27 protein-coding genes and 1 riboswitch are annotated in these 25,179 nt (G+C 71.2%); of the genes, 12 read left to right on the forward strand and 15 right to left on the reverse strand.

What is annotated here, in order from left to right; genetic code table 11:
* Positions 1 to 119: 119 nt before the first annotated feature.
* Positions 120 to 1,091, reverse strand: coding sequence for an aldo/keto reductase (locus ABGB18_RS43675; RefSeq protein WP_347701593.1), 972 nt, complete (start codon positions 1,089 to 1,091; stop codon positions 120 to 122).
* Between the two features lie 141 nt (positions 1,092 to 1,232).
* Between ABGB18_RS43675 and ABGB18_RS43680 the strand changes: the two genes are divergently transcribed.
* The 5 genes from ABGB18_RS43680 (at position 1,233) to ABGB18_RS43700 (ending at position 7,092) form a co-directional block, all read left to right on the forward strand.
* A complete protein-coding gene (locus ABGB18_RS43680) occupies positions 1,233 to 2,963 on the forward strand; it encodes an FAD-dependent oxidoreductase (RefSeq protein WP_347701594.1) in 1,731 nt (576 codons plus the stop codon).
* Positions 2,964 to 3,249: 286 nt separating this feature from the next.
* On the forward strand, positions 3,250 to 3,489 hold the full coding sequence (locus ABGB18_RS43685; RefSeq protein WP_347701595.1) for a hypothetical protein: 240 nt from the start codon (positions 3,250 to 3,252) through the stop codon (positions 3,487 to 3,489).
* Positions 3,490 to 3,718: 229 nt separating this feature from the next.
* Positions 3,719 to 4,207 (forward strand): hypothetical protein, encoded by a 489-nt coding sequence (locus tag ABGB18_RS43690; protein ID WP_347701596.1) that lies wholly within the window; start codon positions 3,719 to 3,721, stop codon positions 4,205 to 4,207.
* A 130-nt stretch (positions 4,208 to 4,337) separates the two neighbouring features.
* The gene (locus ABGB18_RS43695; protein WP_347701597.1) at positions 4,338 to 5,570 is read left to right on the forward strand and encodes a hypothetical protein; all 1,233 of its coding nucleotides are present in this window, start codon (positions 4,338 to 4,340) and stop codon (positions 5,568 to 5,570) included.
* A 331-nt stretch (positions 5,571 to 5,901) separates the two neighbouring features.
* Positions 5,902 to 7,092 carry a histidine kinase gene (locus tag ABGB18_RS43700; RefSeq protein WP_347701598.1) on the forward strand — a complete coding sequence of 397 codons (1,191 nt, stop codon included), beginning with the start codon at positions 5,902 to 5,904 and terminating at the stop codon, positions 7,090 to 7,092.
* A gap of 21 nt (positions 7,093 to 7,113) precedes the next feature.
* Here ABGB18_RS43700 and ABGB18_RS43705 read toward each other — a convergent pair whose 3' ends face one another.
* The gene (locus tag ABGB18_RS43705; protein ID WP_347701599.1) at positions 7,114 to 7,338 is read right to left on the reverse strand and encodes an Lrp/AsnC ligand binding domain-containing protein; all 225 of its coding nucleotides are present in this window, start codon (positions 7,336 to 7,338) and stop codon (positions 7,114 to 7,116) included.
* A 91-nt stretch (positions 7,339 to 7,429) separates the two neighbouring features.
* Here ABGB18_RS43705 and ABGB18_RS43710 point away from each other — a divergent pair, with 91 nt between their 5' ends.
* Both ABGB18_RS43710 and ABGB18_RS43715 read left to right on the forward strand, forming a co-directional pair.
* On the forward strand, positions 7,430 to 7,855 hold the full coding sequence (locus ABGB18_RS43710) for a GrpB family protein (protein WP_347701600.1): 426 nt from the start codon (positions 7,430 to 7,432) through the stop codon (positions 7,853 to 7,855).
* A gap of 131 nt (positions 7,856 to 7,986) precedes the next feature.
* Positions 7,987 to 8,187, forward strand: a complete 201-nt coding sequence (locus ABGB18_RS43715; protein WP_347701638.1) for an alpha/beta fold hydrolase — start codon at positions 7,987 to 7,989, stop codon at positions 8,185 to 8,187.
* Here the strand turns inward: ABGB18_RS43715 and ABGB18_RS43720 are convergent.
* Positions 8,174 to 8,590 carry a nuclear transport factor 2 family protein gene (locus tag ABGB18_RS43720; RefSeq protein ID WP_347701601.1) on the reverse strand — a complete coding sequence of 139 codons (417 nt, stop codon included), beginning with the start codon at positions 8,588 to 8,590 and terminating at the stop codon, positions 8,174 to 8,176. The genes ABGB18_RS43715 and ABGB18_RS43720 overlap by 14 nt on opposite strands.
* A 72-nt stretch (positions 8,591 to 8,662) precedes the next feature.
* Here ABGB18_RS43720 and ABGB18_RS43725 point away from each other — a divergent pair, with 72 nt between their 5' ends.
* Positions 8,663 to 9,580, forward strand: a complete 918-nt coding sequence (locus ABGB18_RS43725; RefSeq protein ID WP_347701602.1) for a LysR family transcriptional regulator — start codon at positions 8,663 to 8,665, stop codon at positions 9,578 to 9,580.
* A 12-nt stretch (positions 9,581 to 9,592) separates the two neighbouring features.
* Here ABGB18_RS43725 and pip read toward each other — a convergent pair whose 3' ends face one another.
* Genes pip through ABGB18_RS43740 form a run of 3 tightly spaced genes read right to left on the reverse strand, consistent with a single transcriptional unit; the run spans position 9,593 to position 12,406 of the window.
* Positions 9,593 to 10,531: a prolyl aminopeptidase gene (gene pip, locus ABGB18_RS43730; protein ID WP_347701603.1), complete on the reverse strand. Its 939-nt coding sequence runs from the start codon at positions 10,529 to 10,531 to the stop codon at positions 9,593 to 9,595.
* 49 nt (positions 10,532 to 10,580) lie between these two features.
* Complete coding sequence (locus tag ABGB18_RS43735) at positions 10,581 to 11,543, reverse strand: nitronate monooxygenase (protein ID WP_347701604.1); 963 nt, start codon at positions 11,541 to 11,543, stop codon at positions 10,581 to 10,583.
* Positions 11,544 to 11,590: 47 nt separating this feature from the next.
* Positions 11,591 to 12,406, reverse strand: a complete 816-nt coding sequence (locus ABGB18_RS43740) for a DMT family transporter (protein ID WP_347701605.1) — start codon at positions 12,404 to 12,406, stop codon at positions 11,591 to 11,593.
* Between the two features lie 186 nt (positions 12,407 to 12,592).
* Between ABGB18_RS43740 and ABGB18_RS43745 the strand changes: the two genes are divergently transcribed.
* Positions 12,593 to 13,225 (forward strand): LysR family transcriptional regulator, encoded by a 633-nt coding sequence (locus ABGB18_RS43745; protein ID WP_347701606.1) that lies wholly within the window; start codon positions 12,593 to 12,595, stop codon positions 13,223 to 13,225.
* Positions 13,226 to 13,523: 298 nt separating this feature from the next.
* Entirely contained in the window at positions 13,524 to 14,504 is a 981-nt protein-coding gene (trpS, locus tag ABGB18_RS43750; RefSeq protein WP_347701607.1) for a tryptophan--tRNA ligase, read from the forward strand.
* A 71-nt stretch (positions 14,505 to 14,575) separates the two neighbouring features.
* On the opposite strand, the gene ABGB18_RS43755 is transcribed toward trpS, so the two are convergent.
* On the reverse strand, positions 14,576 to 15,877 hold the full coding sequence (locus ABGB18_RS43755; protein WP_347701608.1) for an MFS transporter: 1,302 nt from the start codon (positions 15,875 to 15,877) through the stop codon (positions 14,576 to 14,578).
* Positions 15,878 to 16,001: 124 nt separating this feature from the next.
* On the reverse strand, positions 16,002 to 16,922 hold the full coding sequence (locus tag ABGB18_RS43760; RefSeq protein ID WP_347701609.1) for a GntR family transcriptional regulator: 921 nt from the start codon (positions 16,920 to 16,922) through the stop codon (positions 16,002 to 16,004).
* Positions 16,923 to 17,015: 93 nt separating this feature from the next.
* Between ABGB18_RS43760 and ABGB18_RS43765 the strand changes: the two genes are divergently transcribed.
* Complete coding sequence (locus tag ABGB18_RS43765; RefSeq protein ID WP_347701610.1) at positions 17,016 to 18,131, forward strand: FAD-dependent monooxygenase; 1,116 nt, start codon at positions 17,016 to 17,018, stop codon at positions 18,129 to 18,131.
* A gap of 80 nt (positions 18,132 to 18,211) precedes the next feature.
* On the opposite strand, the gene ABGB18_RS43770 is transcribed toward ABGB18_RS43765, so the two are convergent.
* From ABGB18_RS43770 to ABGB18_RS43780, 3 genes are all read right to left on the reverse strand, one after another.
* Positions 18,212 to 18,844 (reverse strand): GNAT family protein, encoded by a 633-nt coding sequence (locus ABGB18_RS43770; RefSeq protein WP_347701611.1) that lies wholly within the window; start codon positions 18,842 to 18,844, stop codon positions 18,212 to 18,214.
* A gap of 9 nt (positions 18,845 to 18,853) precedes the next feature.
* Positions 18,854 to 18,939, reverse strand: a riboswitch (SAM riboswitch).
* Between the two features lie 108 nt (positions 18,940 to 19,047).
* Entirely contained in the window at positions 19,048 to 20,037 is a 990-nt protein-coding gene (locus ABGB18_RS43775; protein WP_347701612.1) for a DUF664 domain-containing protein, read from the reverse strand.
* A gap of 55 nt (positions 20,038 to 20,092) precedes the next feature.
* Complete coding sequence (locus tag ABGB18_RS43780; protein ID WP_347701613.1) at positions 20,093 to 21,145, reverse strand: Glu/Leu/Phe/Val dehydrogenase dimerization domain-containing protein; 1,053 nt, start codon at positions 21,143 to 21,145, stop codon at positions 20,093 to 20,095.
* 113 nt (positions 21,146 to 21,258) lie between these two features.
* On the opposite strand from ABGB18_RS43780, the gene ABGB18_RS43785 reads away from it, so the two are divergent.
* A complete protein-coding gene (locus ABGB18_RS43785; RefSeq protein WP_347701614.1) occupies positions 21,259 to 21,723 on the forward strand; it encodes an Lrp/AsnC family transcriptional regulator in 465 nt (154 codons plus the stop codon).
* A gap of 107 nt (positions 21,724 to 21,830) precedes the next feature.
* Here ABGB18_RS43785 and ABGB18_RS43790 read toward each other — a convergent pair whose 3' ends face one another.
* From ABGB18_RS43790 to ABGB18_RS43805, 4 genes are all read right to left on the reverse strand, one after another.
* Positions 21,831 to 21,977: a hypothetical protein gene (locus ABGB18_RS43790; RefSeq protein WP_347701615.1), complete on the reverse strand. Its 147-nt coding sequence runs from the start codon at positions 21,975 to 21,977 to the stop codon at positions 21,831 to 21,833.
* A gap of 124 nt (positions 21,978 to 22,101) precedes the next feature.
* Entirely contained in the window at positions 22,102 to 22,746 is a 645-nt protein-coding gene (locus ABGB18_RS43795; RefSeq protein WP_347701616.1) for a hypothetical protein, read from the reverse strand.
* A 90-nt stretch (positions 22,747 to 22,836) separates the two neighbouring features.
* The gene (locus tag ABGB18_RS43800; RefSeq protein ID WP_347701617.1) at positions 22,837 to 23,814 is read right to left on the reverse strand and encodes an exopolyphosphatase; all 978 of its coding nucleotides are present in this window, start codon (positions 23,812 to 23,814) and stop codon (positions 22,837 to 22,839) included.
* 364 nt (positions 23,815 to 24,178) lie between these two features.
* Positions 24,179 to 25,168 (reverse strand): LysR family transcriptional regulator, encoded by a 990-nt coding sequence (locus ABGB18_RS43805; protein ID WP_347701618.1) that lies wholly within the window; start codon positions 25,166 to 25,168, stop codon positions 24,179 to 24,181.
* Between the last annotated feature and the right edge of the window lie 11 nt (positions 25,169 to 25,179).

The following is a 25,179-nucleotide window of genomic DNA, read 5'->3' on the forward strand; positions in this document are numbered from 1 at the left end:
CGCACTCCGCGCGGCCCGCTGAACCGGATGACGGCCTCCGCCGTGCCGATGGCCTGCGGGGCGGCCAGGATGGCGCCGTCGAGGTAGGCGCCGCCCCGCTCCGCCGCGGCGCGGGGTGGTCACTGCCACTTGAGCGAGCTCCGGGTCGCCCAGTAGTCCTCGGGCTCCTCGGCCAGCCCGCTCAGGCGCTCGTCCAGCTCGGCGTCCCAGCCGGTGCCGACCGCGGACAGGTTGCTGTGGAGCTGGTCCACCGAGGCGGCCCCGCTGAGCACCACGCCGGCCCATGGCTGGGCGAGGACGGCGGCCAGGGCCAGGGCGTCCGGCGCGACGCCGCGTTCCCTGGCGGCACGTGCCAGCGCGGGCGGGGCGGCGTGGGCGGTCAGCCGCCCGTTGGCGACGCCCTCCTTGACGATCACTCCCAGGCCGGCCCGGTGGGCCCGGGCCAGGGCCGGACCGGCGGATCGCGTCAGCAGGTTCCAGGTGGCCTGGACCGTGTCGAACAGGCCGGCCTCGACCGCCCGGTCGATGGTGTCCGCCTGGCGCGGGCCGGTCGTGGACAGGCCGACCGCGACGCCCGCGGCACGCAGCTCGCGCAGCCCGGCCAGGACCTCCTGGTCGTCGAGCACGCCGCTCTCGACGGTGGCCGAATGGATCTGGTAGAGCGACAGGTGCTCGCCGAGCAGCGCCCTGGTCTGGCCGAGCTGGTCGCGCAGCCGGGTCGCGGACAGCTCCTTGACCTCGTGCCGGTCGGCGTCCAGGCGCCAGTCGCCGACGTAGGCGTACCCCCACTTCGAGCCCACGGTCACCGCCCCTGGCGCGATGGCGCGCGCCCGCAACCAGCCGCCGAGGAACTCCTCGGCCCTGCCGTAGGAGCGGGCCACGTCGAAGTACCGTACGCCGGCCGCCAGCGCCGCATCCAGCACCGCCCAGGTCCGTGCCCGCATCGCGGCGACGCTGCGGTCATCGCCGAGATCCTCGGCCCGGCCGAGCGTGATGTAGGCCGGCCGGCCCAGCGCGGCCAGCCCGATCCCCACCGGCGTCACCGGCAACCCGGCCCGGCCCAGCGGCCGCACGGCGAGCCCTTCGGTCATCTCGGCGCCTCCCCAGGTCAAGGCCATCCCCGCCTTCGCTGTGATCGAAATCATGTCACGCCCGCCGACGTCACAAATCGGGCCGCTACCCGGTCATCTCTAAGTGGGAGTTGTTCTCGTAGTCGCGGCCGAAGGAGCACCATGCACGCGTCAGAACATCGGATCGCCACATCGGTCCTGGTCATCGGCACGGGAGGGGCCGGCCTGCGGGCCGCCATCGAGCTGGCCGAACGCCGGGTCGACGTCCTCGCCGTGGGCAAGCGACCGAAGGCGGACGCGCACACCTCGCTCGCCGCGGGCGGCATCAACGCGGCGCTCGCCACGATGGACGCCGAGGACACCTGGCAGCAGCACGCGGCCGACACCCTCAGAGAGAGCTACCTGCTCGCCAACCCCGAGACCGTGCGGATCGTCACCGAGGGGGCCGCGCGCGGCATCGAGGACCTGGTGCGCTACGGCATGCCGTTCGCCCGCGAGCAGGACGGGCGGATCTCGCAGCGCTTCTTCGGCGCCCACACCTACCGGCGCACCGCCTACGCCGGCGACTACACCGGGCTGGAGATCCAGCGCGCCCTGATCGACCGGGCCGCACGGCTCGACGTCCCCATCCTCGACACCGTGTACATCACGCGCATCCTGGTCCGCGACAACGCCGTGTTCGGCGCGTACGGTTTCGACCTGACCGACGGCAGCCGTTACGTCATCCACGCCGACGCGGTGATCCTGGCGGCCGGCGGCCACACCCGGATCTGGCGGCGTACCTCCTCCCGGCGGGACGAGAACACGGGTGACTCCTTCCGCCTGGCCGTGCTCGCCGGCTGCCGCGTCCGCGACCCCGAGCTGGTGCAGTTCCATCCGTCCGGGCTCATCTCCCCCGAGAACGCCGCGGGCACCCTGGTCTCCGAGGCGGCCAGGGGCGAGGGCGGGATCCTGCGCAACCAGCTCGGCGAGCGGTTCATGGAGCGGTACGATCCCGAGCGGATGGAGCTGTCCACGCGCGACCGCGTCTCGCTGGCCGCCTACACGGAGATCAAGGAAGGCCGCGGGACGCCGGACGGCGGCGTGTGGCTCGACGTCTCCCACCTGCCACGCCAGACGATCATGACCAAGCTCCCCCGCGTCTACCAGACGCTCCTGGAGCTGCAGATGCTCGACATCACCAAGCAGCCGATCGAGATCGCACCGACCGCGCACTACTCGATGGGCGGCGTCTGGGTACGCGCCGAGGACCACGGCACGGACGTGGACGGCCTGTGGGCGATCGGGGAGGCGGCCAGCGGCCTGCACGGGGCGAACCGCCTGGGCGGCAACTCGCTCATCGAACTCCTCGTCTTCGGCCGCATCGTCGGGCAGGCGGCGGCCGACTATTCCGCGGGCCTCGACGCCCAGCGCCGCTCGGCCGAGGCGCTCGACGCGGCACGGGCGGAAGTGGACGGGCTGCTCGCGGCCGACGGCCCGGAGAACGTACGCGCGCTGCAGCGGGCCGTCCGCGACATCATGACCGAGCACGCCGGGGTGGTGCGGGATGAGAGCGGCCTGAAGCGGGGCCTCGACGAGCTCGCCGCGGTCGAGGAGCGCCTGGCGCAGGTCGGCGTGCACCCGGACATCGCCGGGTTCCAGGACCTGGCCCACGCGTTCGACCTGAAGTCGGCGGTGCTGGCGGCGCGGGCGACGATGGAGACGGCACGGGAGCGTCGCGAGACCCGCGGCTGCCACAACCGTTCCGACTATCCCGAGCTCGACCCGTCCCTGCGGGTCAACTTCGTGTGGTCCGGTCCCGGGAGCGTGGCGCGGGAGGAGATCCCGCCGATCCCCGACGAGATCGCGGGGCTCATGCGCGAGGTCTCGAGCGTCGGCAAGCTCGTCGAGTAGCGACCGGCGGCCTGTCCAGCTCTCCCGCAGGTCAGCAGAGTCCAACCATGATCACCAAGCTTGGTGACAACCGCCGGCGGAAAAGAATTTCGCGGCGGCTGTCACAACTCCGGAGGCCGCCCGGTCTTAGCTGGCGACCGGTCGGCGAAGAGGCGCCCCGGCGAACAGGAAGGTCAGTCATGAAGATCGTGGTAATCGGCGGGACCGGTCTGATCGGCGAGATCCGCTACAGCGAGTGGCCCGCCCGTCACGAGCGCGGAAGGACGGTCGCCCCCCTGGAGGAAAGATGAGCATTCCGGACGGCGAGAAGCAGTTCCTGTACGAACTCGAGGTCGAGGTCGAGGCGGAAGTGACCCTGGTCGAGTCGAGCCACCCGGAACAGGAGGCCGACCTTCCGGTCAGCGAGTGGCTGTTCGACCCCACGGAGGCCGAGCGCGAGGAGATCGGCCTGCGGGGCCTGCTCGACGCGGTCGAGGTCCTGGAGGACGAGCCCCGGCACGGGAACCACGGCACGGGCGCTGCCTGAAGCGCTAGGGCTGTCCTGTCTTGCTGCTGACATCCCGAAACCCTGGCGGGCCCCGCCATCGGCCCCGCCATCGGCCCCGCCTCCTGAGCCCGCGTGCGCATCCATGCTTCGACGGCCGCCCAAATGTCGGAGGTCTAGCTTGCGTTCCGGGACCGCTACCAGTCTCCACCGGATCGGGGCCGCTGATTCCGCTCCTGTGGACGTAACGGATGAGCTGGAGGCTTGAAACATGTCCGACAACGTGCCGACCACTGATGACCGCGATCCGGCGCTGGTCGTGACGTCGATGATCGACCGCGTACTCGACCTGGCGGCGACCTGGACGGCGTGGGACGGCCGCCCGCTGCCGTCAGATGACCGGATCTACACCCCGCACAAGGCGATCCGCAGGGTCGCCGACCATCTCGTCGATCACCTCGCCGAGATGGAGGCCCGGCTGGCCGGCCACCCGGCGCTTCCCGATCGCTGGCACGCGTCGCAGATCACGACTCCCGCCGACCTGGCGCCCTTCACCGACCAGGACCTGGACGAGGCCAGGAGCCGGCTCACCCGGCTCAGGCAGATGTGGGCCGACCGGCTGGGCGCGCTCACCCCGGACCAGCTCGACCGATCGCCCGGTACGGGCTGGACGTTCCGGCAGCTCGCCTTCCACCTGGGCGGCTCGGTCTACTACGCCGACTCCGTCGGGGACCTGTCGGCTGCCACCGCGGGTCAATGACCTGTAAACGATCTTGACATCGTTCCTTTACCCAGCCCATGATCGGTGCGGCACGAACGGTTACTCAGGGGAGGCGGGTCACGTGTCGAGCAGAAACGGGCGGAGCAGATTATCGATCCTGGCAGCCGCCATGGCGACCTTGGTGCTCACAGGTGTCGCCACCCCCGCGCCGGCGATCGGATCAGCCGATCCCACCCCGCCGAAGCCGACCCTCGAACGACCCTCCGGGCCGCCGAGCTACGTGACCCCGGAAATGCAGGAGACATTCAAGCGGCAACGCCCCCTGGCGCGGGCCGCCGACACGCTCCGCGGCCGGATCGACACCACGGAGAAGAGCGGCTTCGCCGGAATCGAGCTGGGTGACGGCGAGATAGTTCTGCGGTGGAAGGGCAGGCCGACCCGCCGGGTACGGGAAGCGGTGCGGAGCCTGCGATCCCCCGCTCCCGTCAGGATCGCCCCGGCGGCCTTCTCCAGGGGCGACCTGAAGAACGCCGCCGCGCGACTGTGGGCCGCGTCCGGGGTGGAGAGCGGTGGCCCCGTCCACGCCGTCAAGATGTCGTTCGACGGCAGCGGCCTGGAGGTGGCCGTCGAACCGCGGACCACCCGGCGGGGAATCCAGTCGCTGCCCGAAGTGGGCGTCCCCGTGCAGGTCATCGAGCGGGAGCCGATGAAGGTCGACACCCGCTGCGATGACACGGTCGCCTGGTGGGGCGGGGGAGCCATTCGCAACGCCAAGTTCGGCACGACCAACAACTGCGGCGGCACCGGGCAGGGCTACCACTGCACCGCCGGCTTCGGGGTCAAGCAGGGGTCGGCCACGTACCTGCTCACGGCCGGCCACTGCGGCGCCCCCGGGGACACCTTCACCGACCCCTTCGGCCAGACGATCGGCACGGTGTCCAGGGGCGGCGAACGCCAGGCGCACGACCTCCTGCTCATCGAGACGACCGCGGGCGGCCGGATATGGGACGGCACGCCAGGCGTCGACGACTACTCCAAGCCGGTGGTCGGCTGGGACTGGACCCACGGTGACCAGTTTCTCTGCATGTCGGGCGCGACCAGCGGCGCCGTGTGCCAATACCGGGTCGACGGGTCGTTCGCCGACATCTGCGGCTACGACATCTACGGGTCGTACGAGTGCTACAACGACATGATCTCGGCGCGGGCCTCCGGGGCGAACGCCTCCGCCGAGGGTGACAGCGGCGGCCCCGTCTTCGAGCTCGAACCCAGCGACTGGAGCAGGGTCCGGGCGATGGGCACCGTGACGGGATCCGTTTCCTACAACTCGGCCGAATGGCTGGTCTTCCAGGACTTCGGCACCGCGACGGTGGACTTCCCCGGGCTTACCGTGATCACTGGTTGAGGTCATCCCGGAGTTCGTGGCACCGGTGACGGACTGATCCCCGGGGGTTCGTGGCACCGGTGACGACCGCCGCCACTCACTTCGCCGCCGGCTCCACACGAATCCGGCCTGGAGTACGCCGTCCGTGCCGAGCGCCGACTGGCCGGCGACCTGGCCGTGGTTGTTCAGGGCCGGCGGCCTGGCTCCAGATGCCGCCCAGCGAGCGAGCCGCGAACTCCTCAAGCCGAAACCCCGGCGCGGGACGCGCGGATCACCGGCCAGAGATGCGTGGGTCGCCGGCTTGCTACTTTCGTCGTAAGGCCGCCTGCCCGCCTCGCCATACGCTGTGACCATGCGATTCGCCCTACTCGGCGCGGGTGTGTTCACGCTCTCGCTGTTCGTCTCCCAGGGGCAGGTCGGGGTGCGGTCGAGCCTGCCGCTGCCGGTGCTCGTCGCGGTCGCCGCCGTCGCGGGCCTGGCCGCGTGGCACGCGCGGCGGTCCTGGTGGCCGCTGGCCGTGGTGGGCGCCGTCGCCCACGCCTGGCTGGTGGTGTGGCCGCCGCTGCTGGTGGCCACGTACTTCGCCGGTCTGTCCCTGCGCAGTCGTCGTCACCTGGCCGCCTATGCCGGCGGGTCGGCGGCCGTGATCGGGCTCTCCGCGGTGGTGGGCCACGTACGGGGAGGGACGTACGCGGTGGTGACGGGAGCGTTCGGCAACGCGCTGGTGATGGCACTGGCGATGATCGGGTTGCCGCTGGCGCTCGGATTGTGGACGCGGGCCAGGCGTGAGGTGCTGGCGGCGGCCAGGGAACGGGCCGAGCGGCTGGAACGCGAGCAGGTCATGCGGGCCGAGCAGGCCAGGGCGCAGGAGCGGGCCAGGATCGCCAGGGAGATGCATGATGTGGTCGCGCACCGGGTCTCGCTGATCGTGCTGCACGCCGGAGCGCTGGAGGTACGGGCGGCCGACGAGGAGACGGCGCAGGCCGCTGCTCTGATCGGCGGGATCGGGCGGGAGGCCCTGACCAACCTGCGCGACGTGCTCGGAGTCCTGCGCTCCCCTTCGCGTGCGCCCGGTCCGGCGGGCGGGCCGCCGCAAGGGCCGGGCGGCCAGGACCGGCTGCGTCCGCCGCCCACGCTGGGTGACCCGGAACGGCTGCGTCCGCCGCCCACGCTGGACGACCTGGACCGGCTGCTCGACCAGTCCCGGGCCCTGGGCATCGCGGTGACCAGGCACGACGAGGGCGAGGCACGGCCGGTGGAGTCGACCGTGGAGCGGACCGCGTACCGGGTGGTGCAGGAGGCGCTCACCAACGTGCACAAGCACGCCGGGGACGTGGGCACGGACGTGCGCATCCGCTACGGCCCCGACGCGCTGGAGGTGGAGGTGCGCAACGACGCGCCGGGCGCGCCGCGCGAGGAACTGCCCGGCGCGGGCTGGGGTCTGGTGGGGCTGCGGGAACGCGTCGAGCTGCTCGGCGGCACGCTGCGGACCAGCGCCGAGGAGGGCGGCGGCTTCCTGGTGAGCGCGCGCATCCCGGCATGACGCGCACCACGCGACCCCGGTTCAGTCGAGCATTTTGATCTTCTTCATGGTCGGCTGGGAGATCACCCGGGCCACGCCGGAAATTCCGATGATCTTCCCCGTCTGGAATGCCTCGTAGGCGGCGTAGTCGGGGACGAGAACGCGCAGGTGGTGGTCGGGCGTGGCGAACAACCGGCGGAACTCGACGACCTCGTCGTAGGCGGCGATGGTCTTCTCGAGCTCCTCCAGGGTCTTCAGATCGCTCACATCGTCGGCGCCGCTGCGCCGCCGTGTACGCCCTCTACGCCGCTGACCTGCTGACCTGACGACCGGCCCTCATACCGTGGACAATCCAGCCATGGGAGACCCAGTCGAGATCGTGGATCATGACCCCGCGTGGCAGGAGCGGTTCGCCGCGCTCGGGACGGCATTGCGCGGGGCGCTCGGCGACGTCGCCCTGCGGATCGATCACATCGGCTCGACGTCGGTGCCCGGCCTGGCCGCCAAGCCGGTCATCGACCTCCAGATCTCGGTACGCTCGCTGGAGCCGACGGCCGCCTACCAGGCCCCGCTGGAGCAACTCGGCCTGGTGTACCGGGCGAACAACCCGGAGCGGACCAAGGCGAACGCCGGACTTCTGGATCAACTGGCCGACGGCGCCGCATACGCCTTACGACATTTCGCGTCCACCACACCCGTGCTCCACCCTGATTCGGCGACCGACGTGTACGTGGAGGCGGCCGAGCCGACACCAGCATGCGGACTGCGGCGGATGACCCCCTGAGCCCTCAGAAGCTGCGCAGAGACTGAGACCGCGATCTCCTCAAGCCATCCCACTGAGGAGCACAAAAGTCCTACTTTGCCACCACCGACGGCACCCGCCTGGCCTACGAGGACTACGGCACGGGCAAGCCCATCTTCTTCGCGGCCAGTTGGTCACCGGCCTCCGACACGTGGGAATGCCAGGTGCCGTTCTTCGTCGAGCAGGGCTACCGGTGCGTCCTGCTCGACCGGCGCGGCCACGGCCGCACCGACCGGCCCAAATGCGGGCACGGCCTGTTCGCCACGCACATCGACCAGTTCAACGCCGACCTGCTGGAGTTCATGAAAGGCTGATGCGGCCAGGAGGGTCGAGAACGCGTTCGGCCAGGGCCGTGTCGCAGTATTCGACCACCTCGACCAGGCGTTGGCCGGCCACCCGGAAGACGAAACAGTACGTCTGGCCGTACGCGTCGCCGCGCCGGGTGGTCGCCGTCGCGTGGGCCTGCACCACGACGCGGTCGCCGTCGGCCAGGATGAGATCCGCCTGGCTGCGGTAGTCGGCGAACTGGGCCATGAGCGGTCGCAACAGCTCATCCAGCGCCACCGATTTCGGCCCCCAACTGCCGGACCACACTCCCTTCCCAGGGAAGGTCCATCGGAAATCCTCGGCCATCGCCTCCCGCATGGCCCCCGTGTTGCCCCGCGACATCTCGGCGAAGATGCCTTCCAACAGCTTCTTGTTCTGCTCAGCGGTCATGGGCAAAAGGCTAGAAGCGCGGGAAGCCATGTTTCAAACGAAAGCCTGGCATATCTGATATCAGTGTTTCGCATGGGTGACTTCACCGTGCTGGGCTTGCGCGTGGTCCGCGAGGCGGCCCGTCAGGGGTCGTTCTCCATCGCGGCCGAGCGGCTCGGCTACACGCAGTCGGCCGTCTCCCGCCAGATCGCGCTGATGGAGCAGGCGGCCGGCCGGGCGCTGTTCGAGCGGCACGCGCGCGGCGTGCGGCCCACCGAGGCGGGGCAGGTGGTGCTCCGGCACGCCGACGCCGTGCTCGGGGCGATCGACGCCGCCCGCCAGGATCTACGGGACCTCAGCGGGCGGCCGCCCGGCAGGCTGCGCGTCGGGGCGTTCTCCACCGCCATGGCGGCACTGGTCCCCCGGGCGCTCGCCGCGTTGACGCGCCGGGAACCGCACGTCCGGGTGCCACTACGCGAAGGGCTGAGCCCCTCCCTGACGGCGGCCGTCGCCCGCGGGCGCCTGGACCTGGCCGTGGTGACGCCTTCCCGGCATCCACCCGAAGGCGTCGAGTTCACCCCTCTGCTTCAGGACCCGCTGTTCGTCGCGGTCGCGCGTGACCATCCCCTGGCCGGCCAGGGCAGCGTCACCCTGGCGAGGCTGCGGGAGCTGCGGTGGATCGCAGGCAGCACCGAGCCGGGCACGACGCTGCTCGGCGCCTGGAGCGACGCCACCTGGCAGCCCGACATCGCCCATGTCGCCCGGGACTGGGTCGCCAAGCTCGGCCTGGTCGCCGCCGGGCTGGGCGTCACCGTGGTGCCCGGCCTGGCCGCACCGACCCTGCCCGCCGCCCTCGCCCTGGTACGCATCGAGCATCCGGACGCGGTACGGCCCACGACGATCGCCCACCGCCCCGGCGTCGGCGACGACCACCTGCGCCGGACGTTCACCGAGGCGCTGCGGGACACCGCCGCCGACCTATCGACCCAGCTCCGCCACCGGCTGCGGTAGCGGCCGGGGCGATCAGCGCGAACGGAACCGATCGGTCGCGGCGATCACCTGCGCCACCATGTCGGCACCACCATGCCCCTCGTCGGCGACGTACAGCTCGCTGCCGGGCCAGTTCTTGTGCAGCTCCCAGGCGGTCTCCAGGGGCCCGCTCACGTCGAGCTTGCCGTGGACCAGCACCCCGGGGATGCCCTCCAGGAGGTGGGCCCGCTCCACCAGGTCGTCCTTGTCCGGCAGGAAGCAGTCGTTGCCCCAGTAGTGGGTGACCAGCCGCGCGAACGTCATGCGGAGGGCCGGGTCCTTGAAGAGCGGACTCGGCCGATACTGGGGGTCGAGGCTAACGTGCGTGTCCTCCCAGTCGCACCAGTCGCGGGCGGCCTGCTCACACGTCAGCGGATCCGCCAGGAGCCTGGCATAGGCCGCCGCCAGGTTCCCGTCACGGTCCTCAACGGGTACGGCGTCACGGAAACGCTCCCACTCCCGGGGGAAAACCCGCCCGACGTCCCGGGTGATCCACTCGATCTCCTTGCGACGCCCCGCCGTGACCGCGAACAGGATCACCTCGCTCACCCGCTCCCGGTGCTGCCGCGCGTAGGCCAGGCTCAGCGTCGAGCCCCACGAGACCCCGACCAACTGCCACCTGTCGATGCCCAGGTGCTCGCGCAGGAGCTCCATGTCGGCGATGAGGTGCTCGGTGGTGTTGGCCGACAGGTCGGTCTCCAGCAACCCGGCGTCCGGCGTGCTGTGACCGCAGCCCCGCTGGTGGAAGATCACGATCCGGTACGCCTCGGGGTCGTGCCATCGCCGCCAGTTCACCGGGGCCGCGGCCCCGGGACCGCCGTGCACGATCACCGCCGGCTTGCCCGCCGGATTGCCGCTGACCTCCCAGTAGACCTGGTTGCCGTCACCTACGTCGAGCATGCCCTGGTCATAGGGCTCAATAGGGGAGTACATGGACGTAAAGGTAGCGCCCCGGCCGCCAGGTGGATCTCCGTCGGTGCGATCACTGCCTTCCCGCTCGGGCGAGGGCGTCCTCGGCCTGCGCAGCGAGAGCGCCGACCAGGCCGGCCGCGGGAGGCAGGTCGTTGATGAGGTCGACGGCCTCGCCGGCCCACACCGGCAGCGGGGGCACGACGCCTCGTGCCACGTCGTCCTGGTAGGCCTGTTGGGCCTCGGCGTCGGCGGCGAGTTCCGCCTCCCGGTCCCGCCACCGGTCGATGTAGGGGTGGCCGAGCGTGCGGGCCGTGTATTTCGCCGGCCAGCGGGAGCCCCTGGCGATGTCCAGGACCCGGTTGCGCTCGGTGTCCTGCCCGCGTCCTTCGACGATGGCCTTGGCGATCGAGGGCGCGACCAGGGCCTCGGCCGTGGCCTGGAAGCGGGTGCCGATGAGCGCTCCGGCCGCTCCCAGGGCCAGCGCGGCGGCCAGCCCGCGGCCGTCGGCGATCCCGCCGGCCGCCAGCACCGGCACCGGTGCCGCCAGGTCCACCACGAGCGGCACGAACGGCAGAGTAGACCGTCCGCGCCGAGCCCCGTGCCCGCCGCCCTCGGTCCCCTGCGCCACGATGACGTCGGCGCCCAGATCCACCGCCTGCCTGGCCTCCTCCAGGTCGGTGACCTGGATGATCAGCGCCGCACCCGCCCGGCGGATCCGCTCGGCGAACGGGCTGGGGTCGCCGAAGGACAGCATCACCGCCCTCGGATTGTGCTCCAGGGCGTACTCGACCGCGCCGACATCGACGGCCCAGGTCCAGAACCCGACGCCCCACGGCCTGTCGGCGCGCTCCGCGACGATCGGCAGCTCGCGGTCCAGCCACTCCCGGTCCCCGTTCGCGGATCCCAGCAATCCGAGCCCGCCGCCGAGAGAGACCGCCGCGGCCAGCGCACCGCCGGCCGAACCGCCCATCGGCGCGAGCGCGATCGGGTGCTCCACACCGAACAACTTCGTGAAAGCCGTGGACAGCGCCATACCAGCATCATGCTCCTTCAACCCAACATACGGGGACATGAGATAGATCACCTCAAAAGGGAAGTGCGGGAACGCGCCTGGATCAGCAGGACCCCCAGGACCACCAGCAGGCCGCCCCCGACGAGGCTCCATCCCAGCGGCTCGCCGAGCAGCACCGCGCCGATCAACGTCGACCACACCGGCGCCACGTAGGTGACACTGGCGGCGATCGTCGGCCCCGCCTCCCGGATGACGCGGAAGTTCAGCAGGAACCCGATCCCGGTCCCCAACACCCCGAGCACGGCCACCGCCCCGATCCCCGCGACTCCGGGCATGACGGGGGCCTCACCCAGCGCCGCCGCGACGGCGAGCAGCCCCGTCGCGCACGTGAGCTGGACGGCGATGAGGGAGACCGCGGACCCCTCCCGCCCCGAGAAGAACCGCCGGGTGTAGGCGAACCCCGCTCCGTAGCACACGGTGGACCCCACGCAGGCCAGCGCCCCGTACAAGGTGCCGCAGCCTAGCCCGTCCCACACCTCGATGGTCGTGAGCACTCCGGCGAACCCCACCCCCAGCCCCGCCAGCCGCCGGAGCGAGGGACGCTCTCCGGCGACGACGAGCAGGGAGAACCCCAAGGTGGTCAGTGGCGTGGTCGCGTTCAGCACCCCCGCCAGGACGGAGCTGACCTGTGTCTCCCCGTACGCGAGCAGCGTGAAGGGCACGGCGTTGTGCAGGACGGCGACCACCAGGGCGTGTCCCCACGTCGCCCGGGTCGAAGGCGCGGGCACGCGCTGCGCCAGGCAGACGATCCACAGGGTGACCGCCCCGAAGAGGCACCGCCCCAGCGCCACCCACAGCGGCGGCACATCCCCTTCGACCGCCACCTTGATGAGCGCGAAACTGAACCCCAGATGACCGAAAGTCCGGCAAATCCCGGCACCCACCGCAAGACCCGCCTTCCTGCCTCATGACGCCTCCTCCATGACCGCCCGTCCAGGCAGCGGCTATCCTCGTCACGCGAGCGCTCATGAAGCAAACAACTGGCATTCATCCGGATATGAGGGATATTCATGGCCTTCGGGATGCCGCACCTGAAAGCGTTCGTCGCCGTGGCCGACGCGGGCGGGTTCAGTGCCGCGGCGACCGACCTGGGCGTCAGCCAGTCCGCGGTCTCCCACTCGGTGGCGTCGCTGGAGCGTGCCCTGGGCGCTCCGGTGCTCTCCCGCGGCCCCTGGGCGCAGCCCACCGCCCCCGCCGTCACCGGCGTCGAGCTGGCCTCGGACGGCTTCTGCGCCCTGCTGCCACGCGACCACCCGCTGGCCGGAGAGGCGACCGTCAACGTCTCCGACCTGGAGGACGATCCCTTCATCCTGTCCAAGGGCGGCTGCGAGAAGCACGTCCGCGACGCCTACCGCAAGGCCGCCGCCCGCTTCGTCCCGGCCCACCAGGTTCGTGACATGACCACGCTGCTGACCATGGTGCGCTCCGGCATCGGCGTCTCGATCGTCCCCGAACTGACCAGGGCGATGCTGGACGAGCGGCTGTCCCTGGTCCCGCTGGTTCCCCGCGTCACCCGCCGGCTGGTGCTGGCGGGCCCGGAACACCGGCCGTGGCAACCCGCGGTGACGGCCCTCCTGGACAGTTGCCGGCTCCGGGACCCGGTCACCGGCGCCGGGCCGGGAGGTCGAAGGCGTACCGGATGACCGCCTGGCCCGGCGAGAACCGCGGCAGCCCGGCGAAGGCGTGGCAGATGTCGGCCGGCGAGGCGAACCACTCTACGCCTGGGTCAAGACATGTCGCGTACCGTGCCCGGCCACTACGCCTGTAGGCTGAAGGGGTGCGGATGATCAGTTGTCACCTCGGCTGGTGGCGCCCCTGACGGGCGGCACCCTCATCCGCGTTCCCAAGCACCGCGGCCGCCCAGTCCGGGCGGCCGTTTCGTGTTTTCACACCTCGGTGGCCCGCTGCGGGGCGGCCTTCCACCTCCAAGGGAGACCACCGATGCCACGACGACTCACCGGCTTCACCCCGTCCGGGGACCTGCACCTGGGCAACTACATCGGCGCCATCGCGCCGATCGTCGCCGGACAGGGCACCACCGACACCGTGGTGTTCATCTCCGACCTGCACGCCCTGACCCTGGAGCACGACCCCTCGGACGTACGGCGGCGGACGTTGGAGTTCGCCACCCTCCTGCTCGCGGCCGGCGCCGACCCCGGGACCTGCCTGTTCCTGGTCCAGTCGCACGTGCCGGAGCACACCGAGCTGCACTACCTGCTGGAGTGCACCACCGGGTACGGCGAGGCCCAACGCATGATCCAGTTCAAGGAGAAGGCCGGCCGCCAACGGCAGGTCAGGATGTCGCTGCTGACCTACCCGATCCTGATGGCCGCCGACATCCTGCTGTACGACACCGACGAGGTGCCGGTCGGCGAGGACCAGACCCAGCACGTCGAGCTGGCCCGCGACCTCGCCCAGCGGTTCAACACCCGCTATGGGCCGACCTTCACCGTCCCGCGGGCGGTCAACCCGCCGGTCGCCGCCCGCATCATGGACCTGACGGCCCCCGGCGACAAGATGAGCAAGTCGGCCGCCTCACCAACGGGGACGCTTCGCCTGCTGGACGAGCCGGACGTCCTGCGCCGCAAGGTGATGCGCGCGGTCACCGACGCCGGCAGCGACGTGGTCTACGACCCGGAGCGGAAACCCGGGGTGGCTAACCTGCTGGCCATCCTGGCCGCCTGCACCCATGAGGACCCGAATGTGCTGGCCAAGCGGTTCGACCGGTACGCCGAGCTGAAGGCAGCCGTCGCCGACGCGGTGGTGGCCACGCTGGCGCCCATCCGCGACCGCTACCTGCGGCTCAGCGGTGATCCGGACCACGTGCGGGCGGCCCTGCGTACCGGTGCCGAACGAGCGAGGGAGCTGGCGGGCCGGAAGGTTCGACAGGCGAAGTCAGCCATCGGCCTGCTGCCCGGCTGAGCTCTCCCCGGGCGGCCGCCAGGCCTGTTCTGGCTTGGTGAGCCGGCCGTGACCGGATCGGGGCCGCGCCGTCAAACGCCGGGGCCGGCTGGTCGGCCCCGATCCGCCGCGCCTTCACCACCTTGCCCGGACGGCCCGGGATCACGTGCTTCACGCCTGACCGGGGAAGCTGTGAGGGCCTCGGCCGGCAACCGGGAGGACAGCCGCAGCAGTCCCGCGCAGGCGATGGCCAGCAGCACTCCCAGGATCGCCCACAGCAGCGGCGGCGACACGGCGACCAGGGCGGAGAAGCCGGCGGGGGCGACCACCTGGCCCACCGACCAGGTCATCTGGTGGACGGCCAGGTAGCGGCCGCGGAGCGCATGCGGTGCGACGCCGGCGGCCAGCGAGGCGGACGGGGGCCTGTGGAGGAGCTCGGCCAGGGTGAAGGCCAGGGTGGCGGCCACCAGGGCGGAGATCCGGGGCAGACCGGGCGGGACGAGGGCCGTGGCGGCGTACAGGGCGAAGGAGAGGATGAAGACGCCGCCGGCCAGGGCCATCGCATGCGTACGGCGGGCGTGCCGCTGCAGGTGCCGCACCGGGATCTGGCCGACGGCGACGAGCAGGGTGTTGATCGTGTAGAGGATGCCCAGCATGGCCGGGGGAGCGTCGAGGGCCGAGACGGCGTAGAGGGGCAGGCCGATGGACAGGATCAGGTGGCTCAGGGTGAACGCCTGCTCCGCCGCCACCAGCCCCATGAACGGCCGGTCGGCCAGAACCTGGCGGTAGCCGCCCGGCTTGCCCGGCGGGCGGGCGCCCCTGCCGGGGCCGCGTGACATGAGCAGGAAGGCGGAGGCCAGCACGAAGCTGGCCGCGTTGAGCACCGCGATCAGGGTGAATCCCGTCCGGCCGGCCAGGGACACGGCGGACGCCGAGAGCAGGCCGCCGAGGCCGAAGGCGACGTTGCGGGCCGTGGCCTGCAGCGCGTACAACCGGTCCCGGCCCCCGTCCTCCGTGAGCGCGGCGACATAACTGACCGAGGCGGGATAGAAGGCGCGGTCCCCGGCGGAGATGACGGCCGCGATCGCGACGAGCGGGCCGAAGGCGTCCACCAGCGGGTAGAGGGCGAAACCGAGGGCGCGGACGACGTATGTGCCGACCAGCACGGTACGCGCGTCGAACCGGTCGATGAGCACCCCGGCCAGCGGGTTGGCGGCCAGGCCGAGCGTGGCCGCCACGGTCACCCCCAGACCCACCATGGGCCCGGGCAGCCCCGTCACCTGCTGGATGAACAGCAAGGTCAGGGGCACGTACAGGCCGTTGCCGAGGGCGTCGACGAACATGCCGACGAGGAAGGGCCGTACGGCCGGGACGCGGGCGGGGGAGTTGAGCACGCCGAAAAGTGTGCCGGGCGGCGGCGGTTCGCGGATCGGGCATCGGTCCTGCGACATTAGGCCTAGGCCCGCCTTCCCGGACCGGCACCCGACCTGGGCCCGCCCTCCCAGACCGGCGTCCGATCTAGGCCCGCCTTCCCGGGCCGGCGTCGCCGATCCCCAGCCCGTCGAGGAGCGTCTGGAGGCCGAACTCGAAGAGCCGGTCAAGATCGAAGTCGTAACCGTCCGGTCCGAGCTCCCCGACCAGCTTGGCGAGCCGGGGTGCCCGCCCGGCGGCGACCAGGGCGTTCATCCCCCCGCCCTGGGTGCCGAGCCACTGCTCGTCGGACAGGCCGGTGGCCGACAGCGCCTGGGCCTCCCGCTCGACGTGCACGGCGAGCCCCTGCGCGTACGCGTAGAGCAGGACCTCGGTGGTCATCACGGTCGCCGGATCGCGATCGAGCCCGTCGAGCGCGAGCAGCATCTGCTCGCCGTGCCTGAGCACGCCGGGCAGGGGCAGCGGACGGCCCAGCGGGGTGAGGTGGGGCAGCCAGGGGTGTCGCCGGTAGATCCGCCACAGGGTGCGGGCGACCAACTCCAGGCGGTCGCGCCGGCCGAGCGTCGCCGCCTCCGGGTAGCGTTCCGCGCCGTATGCGAGGTCCGCCATGGTCCGTACCAGGTCGTCGCGGCCGCGTACGTGCCGGTAGATCGCCGCGGCCGAGACGCCGAGACGCGCGGCCACGCCGCGGATGGTCACGGCCCCGAGCCCTTCGGCGTCGGCGATCGCGATCCCCTCGCGCACGATCCGCTCCCGGGTCAGCTCCACCCCGCCGGGCCGCCGCCGCGGCCTGCTCCGCGTGGCCGCCACCACCGTCCCCGACCGGGACCTGCCCTCCACCAGCCCTTCCTCCTTGAGTACGGCGAGCGCCCGCACCGCCGTGGCCAGGGCCACCCCGAAGTCGCGGGCGAGCGCGCGGGTGGACGGCGTCCTGTCGCCGGGGGCGAGCTCACCCGCCTGGATGCGGCGCCGGAGCTCGGCGGCGATGCGCTGGTAGGGGGCTTCCATCTGGGGGTTGTCCTAGAACAGTTGGGGCGTTCGGGGCGAGATCTGTTCTAGCACAGTTGGGTGTTTCCGCGCTGTTGGGGATAGCAAGGTGCCATGACTTCAGTGTTGATCTCCGGCGCGAGCCTCGCCGGTCCCGCCCTGGCCTGCTTCCTGCGGCGGCACGGCTTCACCGTCACCGTGGTCGAGCGCGCTCCCGCCCCGCGTCCCGGCGGCCAGGCGATCGACGTGCGCGGCACCGCGCTCACCGTCGTCGAGCGGATGGGGATCCTCTCCGACGTGCGGCGCCGCCGTACCCGGATCGAGGGCATGTCCATGCTCGACGGTGACGGCAATGAGCTGTGGCGCTCCACCGAAATGGCGCTGTCCAGCGGCCGCCTCGACAGCGACGACGTCGAGTTGCTCCGCGACGACCTGAGCCGCTTGATCCACGACAGGACCAGGTCCGACGTCGAGTACGTGTTCGGCGACTCGATCACCTCGCTCGCCCAGGACGAACATGGCGTGCGGGTCACCTTCGAGCGGGCGGCCGCACGCGACTTCGACCTCGTGGTCGGCGCGGACGGCCTGCACTCCAACGTCCGCCGCCTGGTGTTCGGGCCCGAGCGGGAGTTCGTGCACCACCTCGGGACGTACCTGTCTATCTTTTCCACGGACAACTACCTGGGCCTGGAGAACTGGCAGGTCTGGTTCAACGACGGGGACACGGGCGGGGCGGTCTATCCGGTGCGGGACAACGCCGAGCTCCGCGTCAACCTCGGCTTCAATGCCGAGGAACCCGTCGCGTACGACCACCGTGACGTCGAGGCGCAGAAGCGGCTGGTCGCCGGGCGTTGCGCGGGCGCGCGCTGGGAGGTGCCCCGGCTGCTCAAGGCGATGTGGGACGCGCCCGACTTCTATTTCGACTCCATGGCCCAGGTCCGCATGGAGCGCTGGTCGGCCGGCCGGGTGACGCTGCTCGGCGACGCCGGCTACTGCGCCTCACCGCTGTCCGGCCAGGGCACGAGCCTGGCGCTGGTGGGCGCGTACGTCCTGGCCGCCGAACTGGCCCGGTCCGGGCACGAGACCGCGTTCGCCGCCTACGAGGAGCGCATGCGGCCGTGGGTCGAGCTCAACCAGGCGCTCGTGAAGCACAACCGCGACCACGCAGGGCAGTCCCCCGCCGGCGAGAGCCCGCTGGACCACGTGAAGAACGCGATCGAGCTCCCCTGAGCGGCCCGGCCGAGGGGCTCAGGGGGCGGATCTCCCACGGATCGGATGACAATCCTCATGTGACCCCGCTGATCGCGACGTCACGCCGGCCGGTCGTGGCCCGGCACGGGCAGGCGCTCGGTCAGAGCGTGCTTGACCGCGTGCCATTCCGGGGCGATCACCGAGTACATCGCCGAGTCGCGCAGGTGGTCCTCCTCCACCGGCGCCCATGACATCGACCAGTTGCGCAGCACGCCCTCGAAGGTGGCGCCCAGCGCCTCGATGGCGCGCCGTGACCGCTGGTTGCGGGCGTCGGTCTTGAGGTCGACCCGGGCCACGTCGAGCGTTTCGAAGGCGTGCGTCATCAGCAGCAGCTTGGCCTCGGCGTTGATGCCCGAACCCTGTGCGGACGCGCCGAGCCAGGTGAACCCGATCTCGATGGCACGCAGCGCGCGGCGGCCCGGCCAGGTGCGCGGGTCCCAGAACGCCGTGCACCCCACCGCCCGCCCGTCCGACCTGCGGACCTGCGCGAACGGGATGAGCCCCTGCTCCACCCGGTCGAACTGGGCCTTCAGGTAGTCGGCGACCTCGTGGCCGCGGGGCACGAGCGTGAAGGCGTAGCTGGCGCGGTCCTCCTCCGCGGCCAGGGCCAGGTCGGGCGCATGCCCGAGGGACAACGGCTCCAGCCGCACCAGGGAACCCTCAAGCGGGGGGACATCGAACCATGGGCGCATGACGAAGGCTCCTCATCGTTCCTGGCATTGGCACCTTGCGGGGCAGGTTGCCGGACCGTCTTGGGGCCAGGTCCCTCGGGTCCTCTGGATGAAATCTCATTGAGCATGGCGTGGCACACACGCGGCGGTCAAGAAACGCCGCGGGTATGTCCTCGCGCTTCTCGCAGGGCCCTTCTCACAGGGCCCTGCGCACAGGGCCCTTCTCACAGGCCGACCGCGCCGTCGATGCGTTCGCGGAGCAGGTCGGCGTGGCCGTTGTGCCGGGCGTACTCCTCGATCAGGTGGATGAGCACCCAGCGCAGCGAGACCGTCCCGCGCCAGTCGTCGTGACCTTCGACGTCCAGGTCAGGTGCGCCGGCCGTGAACGCCTGGGCGAACGTCACCTCTCCCCGCCACGCCTCCCAGGCCGCCGCGACGGCCTCCGGGTCGGGCGCCGCGCCGTCGAAGTCCCCGTCGGGGTCCGTGGCCGAGGAGAACAGCGGCGGCGCGTCCTGGCCGGCCAGCACGCGCCGGAACCAGCGGCGTTCCACGTCGGCGAGGTGGCGGACCAGCCCCAGCAGCGAGAGGGTGGAGGGCTCCACCGACCGGCGGGCCAGCTCCGATTCCAGACCCGAGCACTTCAGCTCCAGCGTCGAACGCTGAGCCCGCAGGATCTCCGTGAGCATCGGCCGCTCGTCGCCGGTGGCGGGGGTGCTGAACCGGCGGTCGCCGGCCGCGGGCCATATTTCGGCTCGCCTCTGCCCCTCGCCCGGGGAGGCGGAGTCCCGTGGCTCGGCCTCCGGCGGGTGCAGGGGAAACCGCTTGGTCAGCGCCGTGACCCGGTTACGCGGGCCGAACACCGCGACGGCGACGAAGTCGATCTCCTCGCCCGGGGTCGCGGCCAGCGCGGCGAGATAGTCGTCGTAGTCGCGCGCCTGCCGGGCCACCTCGTTGAAGCCCACGGTGACCACGTCTTCTCGGGCGCGTGCCTTGGCGTACAGGCCGCGCAACTGCTCGGGGGTGGCGCTCAGGACCGGCACCGGATGCGGGTTCAGCCCGGCGTGCAGGCCGCCCGAGGCGTCCTTGGCATCGGGCGCCGGCGGGACGGGCAGCCGGCCGCCCATGCTGAGCCCGAGCACGGCCGCGGCGTTCACGGCCCAGGCGGCGGGCAGATCGGCACTGATGACGAGAACCAGTTTCGTGGGTAATGCCATGGGATGCGCACTCCAACCGTGGTGGGTCCGGGACGATACCGGGCAGGCGAGAGCCTCATCCCTCAGCGGGGACGAGCCCGGCGGCCGCGCGGATGCGGCGCTGCGCCATCTCGTGTCCCGCTTGGGCGAGAGTGACGTGGAGGTCATCCGCGGTCCGCAGGAGTTCGGTGACGGTGCCTTCGATGGCCTGGACTCGGGCGAGGGCCTCGTCGGGGGTGGCGTGGTGCACCTCGGTGGTGATCGCGTGGACGGCCCCGCCCGCGCTGGCGACGTGGTCCGGGATCCACAGGATGCCTCGCTGGTGCAGCAGTTCGGCGGTCTCGGGGGTGTCGAGCTGGTTGTTGGCGGGGCCGACGACGGCACGGCAGTGCAGTTGCCCCACCACCTGCGTGGTGAGCAGGCCGCCGAGGGCTGCGGGGACCAGGATGTCCACGTCCGTGGAGACGATCTCTTCTGGGCTGCTCCAGGCGGCGCCGAGCTCATCGGCGATCTTCATCTTGGCGGGGTCGATGTCGGTGACGGTCAGGTGGGCCCCCTCGGCGGCCAGCAGGCGGGCGAGGTGTTCCCCGACGTGGCCCAGCCCGATCAGACCCAGGCGCAGACCTTTGAGGTCGCTCTCGCCGTACAGGCGCCGGCTGACGGCACGCAGCGCGGCGAGCGTCCCATGGGCGGTGTGCGGGGATGAGTCGCCGCTGCCACCCAGGTGCTTCGGTTTGCAGAACACGTGCGGGGTGACTTCCCCGATCACCGCCATGTCGGCCGGGGAGGTCCCCACATCCGGGCCGACCGTGTACGTCCCGCCGAGCGAGTCGATCTGGTCGGCGACGTCATGCAGGACGTCGCGGCGCCGGGCCGGGTCGAGCCACGTGCCCGGCGGCAGGGCCACGACGGTCTTCCCACCGCCGCTGGCCAGGCCGGTGACCGCGAATTTGAGGGTCATCGCGGCCGACAGGCGAAGGGCGTCGGTCAGGCCGTCGCGCCAGTCGGGGTAGTGCCACAGCCGCAGCCCGCCCGCGGCCGGACCCAGCGCCGTGGAGTGCAGGGCGATGATGACCGGCAGGCCGGAGCGCGGGCCTCGCCGGATGAGGATCTGTTCATGGTCGAGCATGGGAACGCCCTTTCTGTCGCGCCTGGCCGACGATAGCCGAGCGTTCCGGGCATCTGCCGCGCAGCAGGGCCCCATACCGAACGATTGGCCGAAATACCTCTACGATTCCGTACGTGGATGAACTTGATTCGGAGATCGTGCGGCTTCTCCAGACAGATGCGCGGCAGTCCAACCGCGAGCTCGCCCGGAAGCTCGGCGTGGCCCCCTCGACCTGCCTGGAACGTGTCCGCGCGCTCACCCGCCGGGGCGTCATCCGCGGCTACCACGCCGACATCGATCCCGCCGCGCTCAACCGCCAGGTCCAGGCCCTGGTCTCGGTTCAGATCAGGCCGCTCAGCCGCGCCGTCATCGACACCTTCAAGAACTTCGCCGGCGGCCTGCCCGAGGTCCTCAGCGTCTTCGTGATCTCGGGCGGTGACGACTTCGTCCTCCACGTCGCCGTCCAGGACCTCGACAGCCTGCATTTCTTCCTCACCGACCGGCTCAGCAAGCGCCGCGAGATCACCGGATTCCGCACCTCGGTGATCTTCCAGCAGGTCAGCGACACCGCCCCCACCCGCCTCCCCGAACCCACGTGAACTTCGTCGTTCAGGGCATCACGCCGCGGCAGCCGTTCACCCCGTGATCGGACGCTCCGGGCCGGCATCCGACCTCACCTCCGCCGCGACGCCCCGACCTCGGAGCCCTAGAATCCTTCAAACAAGGCGACCGCCTGCCCGTAGTCACCGTCGCGGAACGCCTTCGCCGGGAGCACGAAATGCAGGTAGCTACCGTCACCCAGTTCGTAGTGCCCGATGGTGATGATGTGCCGGTAGGGCCCGTCGTCCGACATCTCCCGGAGGGGGAACGTCCCGCGGAGGCCAGCCAGCGGTACGGCAGGGGCAACATCGCCGACCGAACAGATGCACCTGGTCCCAGTACCTGGTCGGCACGGGAGGCCCGCTGCGGGAGACCGATCAGAAACGCGCGTTCCTCTTACGGCGTTCTGAGGCGAACGAGTCCAGTTCGTCCGCCCGGCGGAGGTCCTTGGGGCGACCCATGGCGCGGCGCATCCGGATCAGGTCTTCACGCGAGACGTAGCGGACTTCCAGGCCGCCTGGGTCGGCCGCGGTGACCGCGCGGTCGAGGAACTCTCGGACGTGGAGACCTCCCCAGGGGAGCGCCGGGGTGCAGCAGTCGCCGCCGGCTCCGGGTGAGGTGAACTGCACTTTGGGGCGGAGAAAGGAATCCGGCCGGGTTGCCAGGGGGTTTCCCTCGTCGTCGGCGAGCAGGGCGTCGACGGAGGCGAAGGCGGCCGCCAGGGCCGGGGCGTTGACCGGCGCGCCGTCCCAGAGCAGGTCCAGATCGCCGGTCAGTTCGGCGGAGCCATGCATGATCCCGGCGACCTGGCCGATCACCACGGCGCGGACGCCGTTGCGGTGGAGTGCTTCGAGCAGGGGGAAGGGGTCGAATCCGAGGGCATCGTCCGTGCCGATCGTGCCGACGTCGTCGTCGGCGTCCTGGTGGCCGAGGCCGGTGCTCGCCCGGCTCGACGCCAGCTCACGGGTGCGCCGGGCGGCGGCGCGGAGTCGTTCCAGCGGTTCGTCGATCACCTGATCCATGCAGGAAAGGGTACGGGGGCGGCTTCTCGGACGACCGCGAGCGCCTTGGCGATGTTCCGCTCGGCCAGGTCCAGCATCCGGGAGCCAGGCTCAGAACGTCCGCCCCGACCGTCTCCCGCGGCTCGCGCCGATCCGCTCCAGGAGCAGGCCCTCGCGCGTGGACCACGGGCAGATCTGTGCTTCCCGCACCTGGCAGGCCTCCATGAGGGCTTCGGCGATCACGGCGCCGGCCAGGGACTGCTCGGCCCGGTGGCGGCTGATGCCCGGCAGGTCGCCGCGCCGCCGTACGTCTGTGTGTGCCAGCAGTGTGACGGCCGTCCGCACCGATGACAGCGTGAGGTGGGCGGGGGCACGCGTGGGCCGCTCCAGCGTGGCGGCGAGCTTCGCCAGTTGGAGGAAGGTCTTGGACGACGCGACCACGTTTACGCCGGGCCCGACGACCGGCAGCGGGACGCTTTCCAGCACCTCGCGCATGTGCTGCCGCATGGCTTGAAGATTCCGCTTCTTGGGCAGCGCGCCGCCGGGAAGCAGCGCACGCGTCACCGTCCGGGCCCCCAAGGGCAGCGAATGCACCTGTGCGGGCTCCTGGTCATCGCCATAGGCGACCTCCACAGTCCCGCCACCGATATCCAGTACGAGCAACGGACCCGACCTGTCACCCAGCCAGCACCCCGCGGCGATGTAGGCCAGCCGGGCCTCTTCACGCCCCGGCAGGAACCGTAAGTGGATGCCCGTGGTGTCGGCGACCCGGCCGATGACCTCGTCGCGATTGGCGGCATCGCGAATGACCGAGGTCGCGAACGCGAACACCGCGGACCCACCCTGTTCGGACTCGGAAAGCCGGGCCACCGCACGCTGCACGCTGCGGATCCCACGCGTGTTCACCCGTCCGTCCCCGGTGAGGGTCTCATGTAAGGCCAGCCGGACCTTCCCGGTCGGCGACATGGCCCATCGCCCGGAGGCCTCGGGGTCCTTACGTCGCCGTCGCCGCGCCACCATCAACAGGGCGCTGTGACAGCCCACATCCATGACCGCTGCTTGCCGCACAAAGATCGCCTCCTCATCCACGACACCACTACCACGGCCCTACCCCGTTCACATGCCGTTCACGTGTCGTACACAGGGACCGACCACACGGCCGCTCCGCCTCGATTCTGCAGGACATCCACAGCCTGTGGATGAACGGCCGGCGCCTCGACCCGCAGGTGACCCGGACTGAACCGGGACGGCCGTGATCGCTCCTCGCTCAGTGACGATCAGAGATCGCTGAGTTCTTTGTACTCTTCCCACAGGTCGTACACGGGAACGCATGACGCACCTCCCCGGGCTCGAATCGGTCATCAGATCGCTGTCAGCGGCCTTGGCCTCAAGACGCGCGAACAAGCTCCGATCGCCAATGTGGCGATCACCGCCCCTAATCGATCGCCCCAGGTCACGACATCACGGATGGGCACGACCTGCTGCCCGCGGATCGCGGTCCGGCCGCCCCCTGAAGCCGGAAGCCGGTCACGGCGTCGGCGAACGCCCGGACGGTGGCGGTCTCGCCCCCGGGCGGCCACACCGGGACGATCACCATCGGTGGCATGTCGGTGATCGGAACGACCGTCAGGCCGGGGAACGGGATGTGCTCCAGCAGGGACCTTACGGTGAAGTGCAGGCCGTATCCCCGGGCGACCAGCGTGATCACGTCATCCGCGACCACCTCGCTCTTCCCGGTCATCGTGGTGAGGTCGTCACCGGCGCGGTTGAGCGGGCGCCCCGACGGGGTGTGCCGCGGCACCCATCGGTCGCTGAGGGCCTGGCCGACGATCGCCTCGCGAGGCGCGAGGAACTCACAGCCGACGAGGTCCTCCAGGCTCACCACCCGGCGGGCGGCCAGGGGGTGGCTGTCCGGCATGAGCACGCCACGGCCCACTTCGGCCAGCACCGGCCCCACCGTGAGCTGCAAGCTCGCCAGGGCCTCCCCGTCGCCGCCGGGCGACCAGGCCAGCATGACGTCGACCTCCTCGTTGTGCAGCGCGATGTCCGGCCGGAACACCCGTACCGCATTCAGTGTGGTGGCGCAGTCCGGACGGCACTCCTCGAAGACCGCCGCCACGCGCGCGGCGAAGCCACCGCCGATCGTCGCGGAATAGCCGAGGCGTAGCCGTTCCCGGCCGTTCCCGGCCGCGGCCTGGCAGTCGCGCAGCGTTCGGGCCAGCGTGTCGTATCCGAGCCGGGCGCCTTCCTCGAACCGCCGGCCCAGCGCGGTCAGCCGCACCTGCCGGCTGGTGCGCTCGAACAGCTTGCCGCCGATCTCGTGTTCGAGGGCGCGGATAGTCTGGCTGACCCGCCCCTGGGTGACGTACAACCGCCGGGCCGTCCGGCCGAAATGCAGCTCCTCCGCGAGGATGAGGAAAATCTGAATATCGCGCAATTCCATATGAATCCCCG

This window comes from Nonomuraea sp. B12E4, assembly GCF_039871825.1.
Classification (GTDB): domain Bacteria; phylum Actinomycetota; class Actinomycetes; order Streptosporangiales; family Streptosporangiaceae; genus Nonomuraea.

What these genes read in the sequence shown, in the direction of transcription:
- ABGB18_RS43675 (WP_347701593.1), bottom strand. Translation starts at nt 1,091, where the DNA reads ATGACCGAAGGGCTCGCCGTGCGGCCGCTGGGCCGGGCCGGGTTGCCG.
- ABGB18_RS43680 (WP_347701594.1), top strand. Translation starts at nt 1,233, where the DNA reads ATGCACGCGTCAGAACATCGGATCGCCACATCGGTCCTGGTCATCGGC.
- ABGB18_RS43685 (WP_347701595.1), top strand. Translation starts at nt 3,250, where the DNA reads ATGAGCATTCCGGACGGCGAGAAGCAGTTCCTGTACGAACTCGAGGTC.
- ABGB18_RS43690 (WP_347701596.1), top strand. Translation starts at nt 3,719, where the DNA reads ATGTCCGACAACGTGCCGACCACTGATGACCGCGATCCGGCGCTGGTC.
- ABGB18_RS43695 (WP_347701597.1), top strand. Translation starts at nt 4,338, where the DNA reads ATGGCGACCTTGGTGCTCACAGGTGTCGCCACCCCCGCGCCGGCGATC.
- ABGB18_RS43700 (WP_347701598.1), top strand. Translation starts at nt 5,902, where the DNA reads ATGCGATTCGCCCTACTCGGCGCGGGTGTGTTCACGCTCTCGCTGTTC.
- ABGB18_RS43710 (WP_347701600.1), top strand. Translation starts at nt 7,430, where the DNA reads ATGGGAGACCCAGTCGAGATCGTGGATCATGACCCCGCGTGGCAGGAG.
- ABGB18_RS43720 (WP_347701601.1), bottom strand. Translation starts at nt 8,590, where the DNA reads ATGACCGCTGAGCAGAACAAGAAGCTGTTGGAAGGCATCTTCGCCGAG.
- ABGB18_RS43725 (WP_347701602.1), top strand. Translation starts at nt 8,663, where the DNA reads ATGGGTGACTTCACCGTGCTGGGCTTGCGCGTGGTCCGCGAGGCGGCC.
- pip (WP_347701603.1), bottom strand. Translation starts at nt 10,531, where the DNA reads ATGTACTCCCCTATTGAGCCCTATGACCAGGGCATGCTCGACGTAGGT.
- ABGB18_RS43735 (WP_347701604.1), bottom strand. Translation starts at nt 11,543, where the DNA reads ATGGCGCTGTCCACGGCTTTCACGAAGTTGTTCGGTGTGGAGCACCCG.
- ABGB18_RS43745 (WP_347701606.1), top strand. Translation starts at nt 12,593, where the DNA reads ATGGCCTTCGGGATGCCGCACCTGAAAGCGTTCGTCGCCGTGGCCGAC.
- trpS (WP_347701607.1), top strand. Translation starts at nt 13,524, where the DNA reads ATGCCACGACGACTCACCGGCTTCACCCCGTCCGGGGACCTGCACCTG.
- ABGB18_RS43760 (WP_347701609.1), bottom strand. Translation starts at nt 16,922, where the DNA reads ATGGAAGCCCCCTACCAGCGCATCGCCGCCGAGCTCCGGCGCCGCATC.
- ABGB18_RS43765 (WP_347701610.1), top strand. Translation starts at nt 17,016, where the DNA reads ATGACTTCAGTGTTGATCTCCGGCGCGAGCCTCGCCGGTCCCGCCCTG.
- ABGB18_RS43770 (WP_347701611.1), bottom strand. Translation starts at nt 18,844, where the DNA reads ATGCGCCCATGGTTCGATGTCCCCCCGCTTGAGGGTTCCCTGGTGCGG.
- ABGB18_RS43775 (WP_347701612.1), bottom strand. Translation starts at nt 20,037, where the DNA reads ATGGCATTACCCACGAAACTGGTTCTCGTCATCAGTGCCGATCTGCCC.
- ABGB18_RS43780 (WP_347701613.1), bottom strand. Translation starts at nt 21,145, where the DNA reads ATGCTCGACCATGAACAGATCCTCATCCGGCGAGGCCCGCGCTCCGGC.
- ABGB18_RS43790 (WP_347701615.1), bottom strand. Translation starts at nt 21,977, where the DNA reads ATGTCGGACGACGGGCCCTACCGGCACATCATCACCATCGGGCACTAC.
- ABGB18_RS43795 (WP_347701616.1), bottom strand. Translation starts at nt 22,746, where the DNA reads ATGGATCAGGTGATCGACGAACCGCTGGAACGACTCCGCGCCGCCGCC.
- ABGB18_RS43805 (WP_347701618.1), bottom strand. Translation starts at nt 25,168, where the DNA reads ATGGAATTGCGCGATATTCAGATTTTCCTCATCCTCGCGGAGGAGCTG.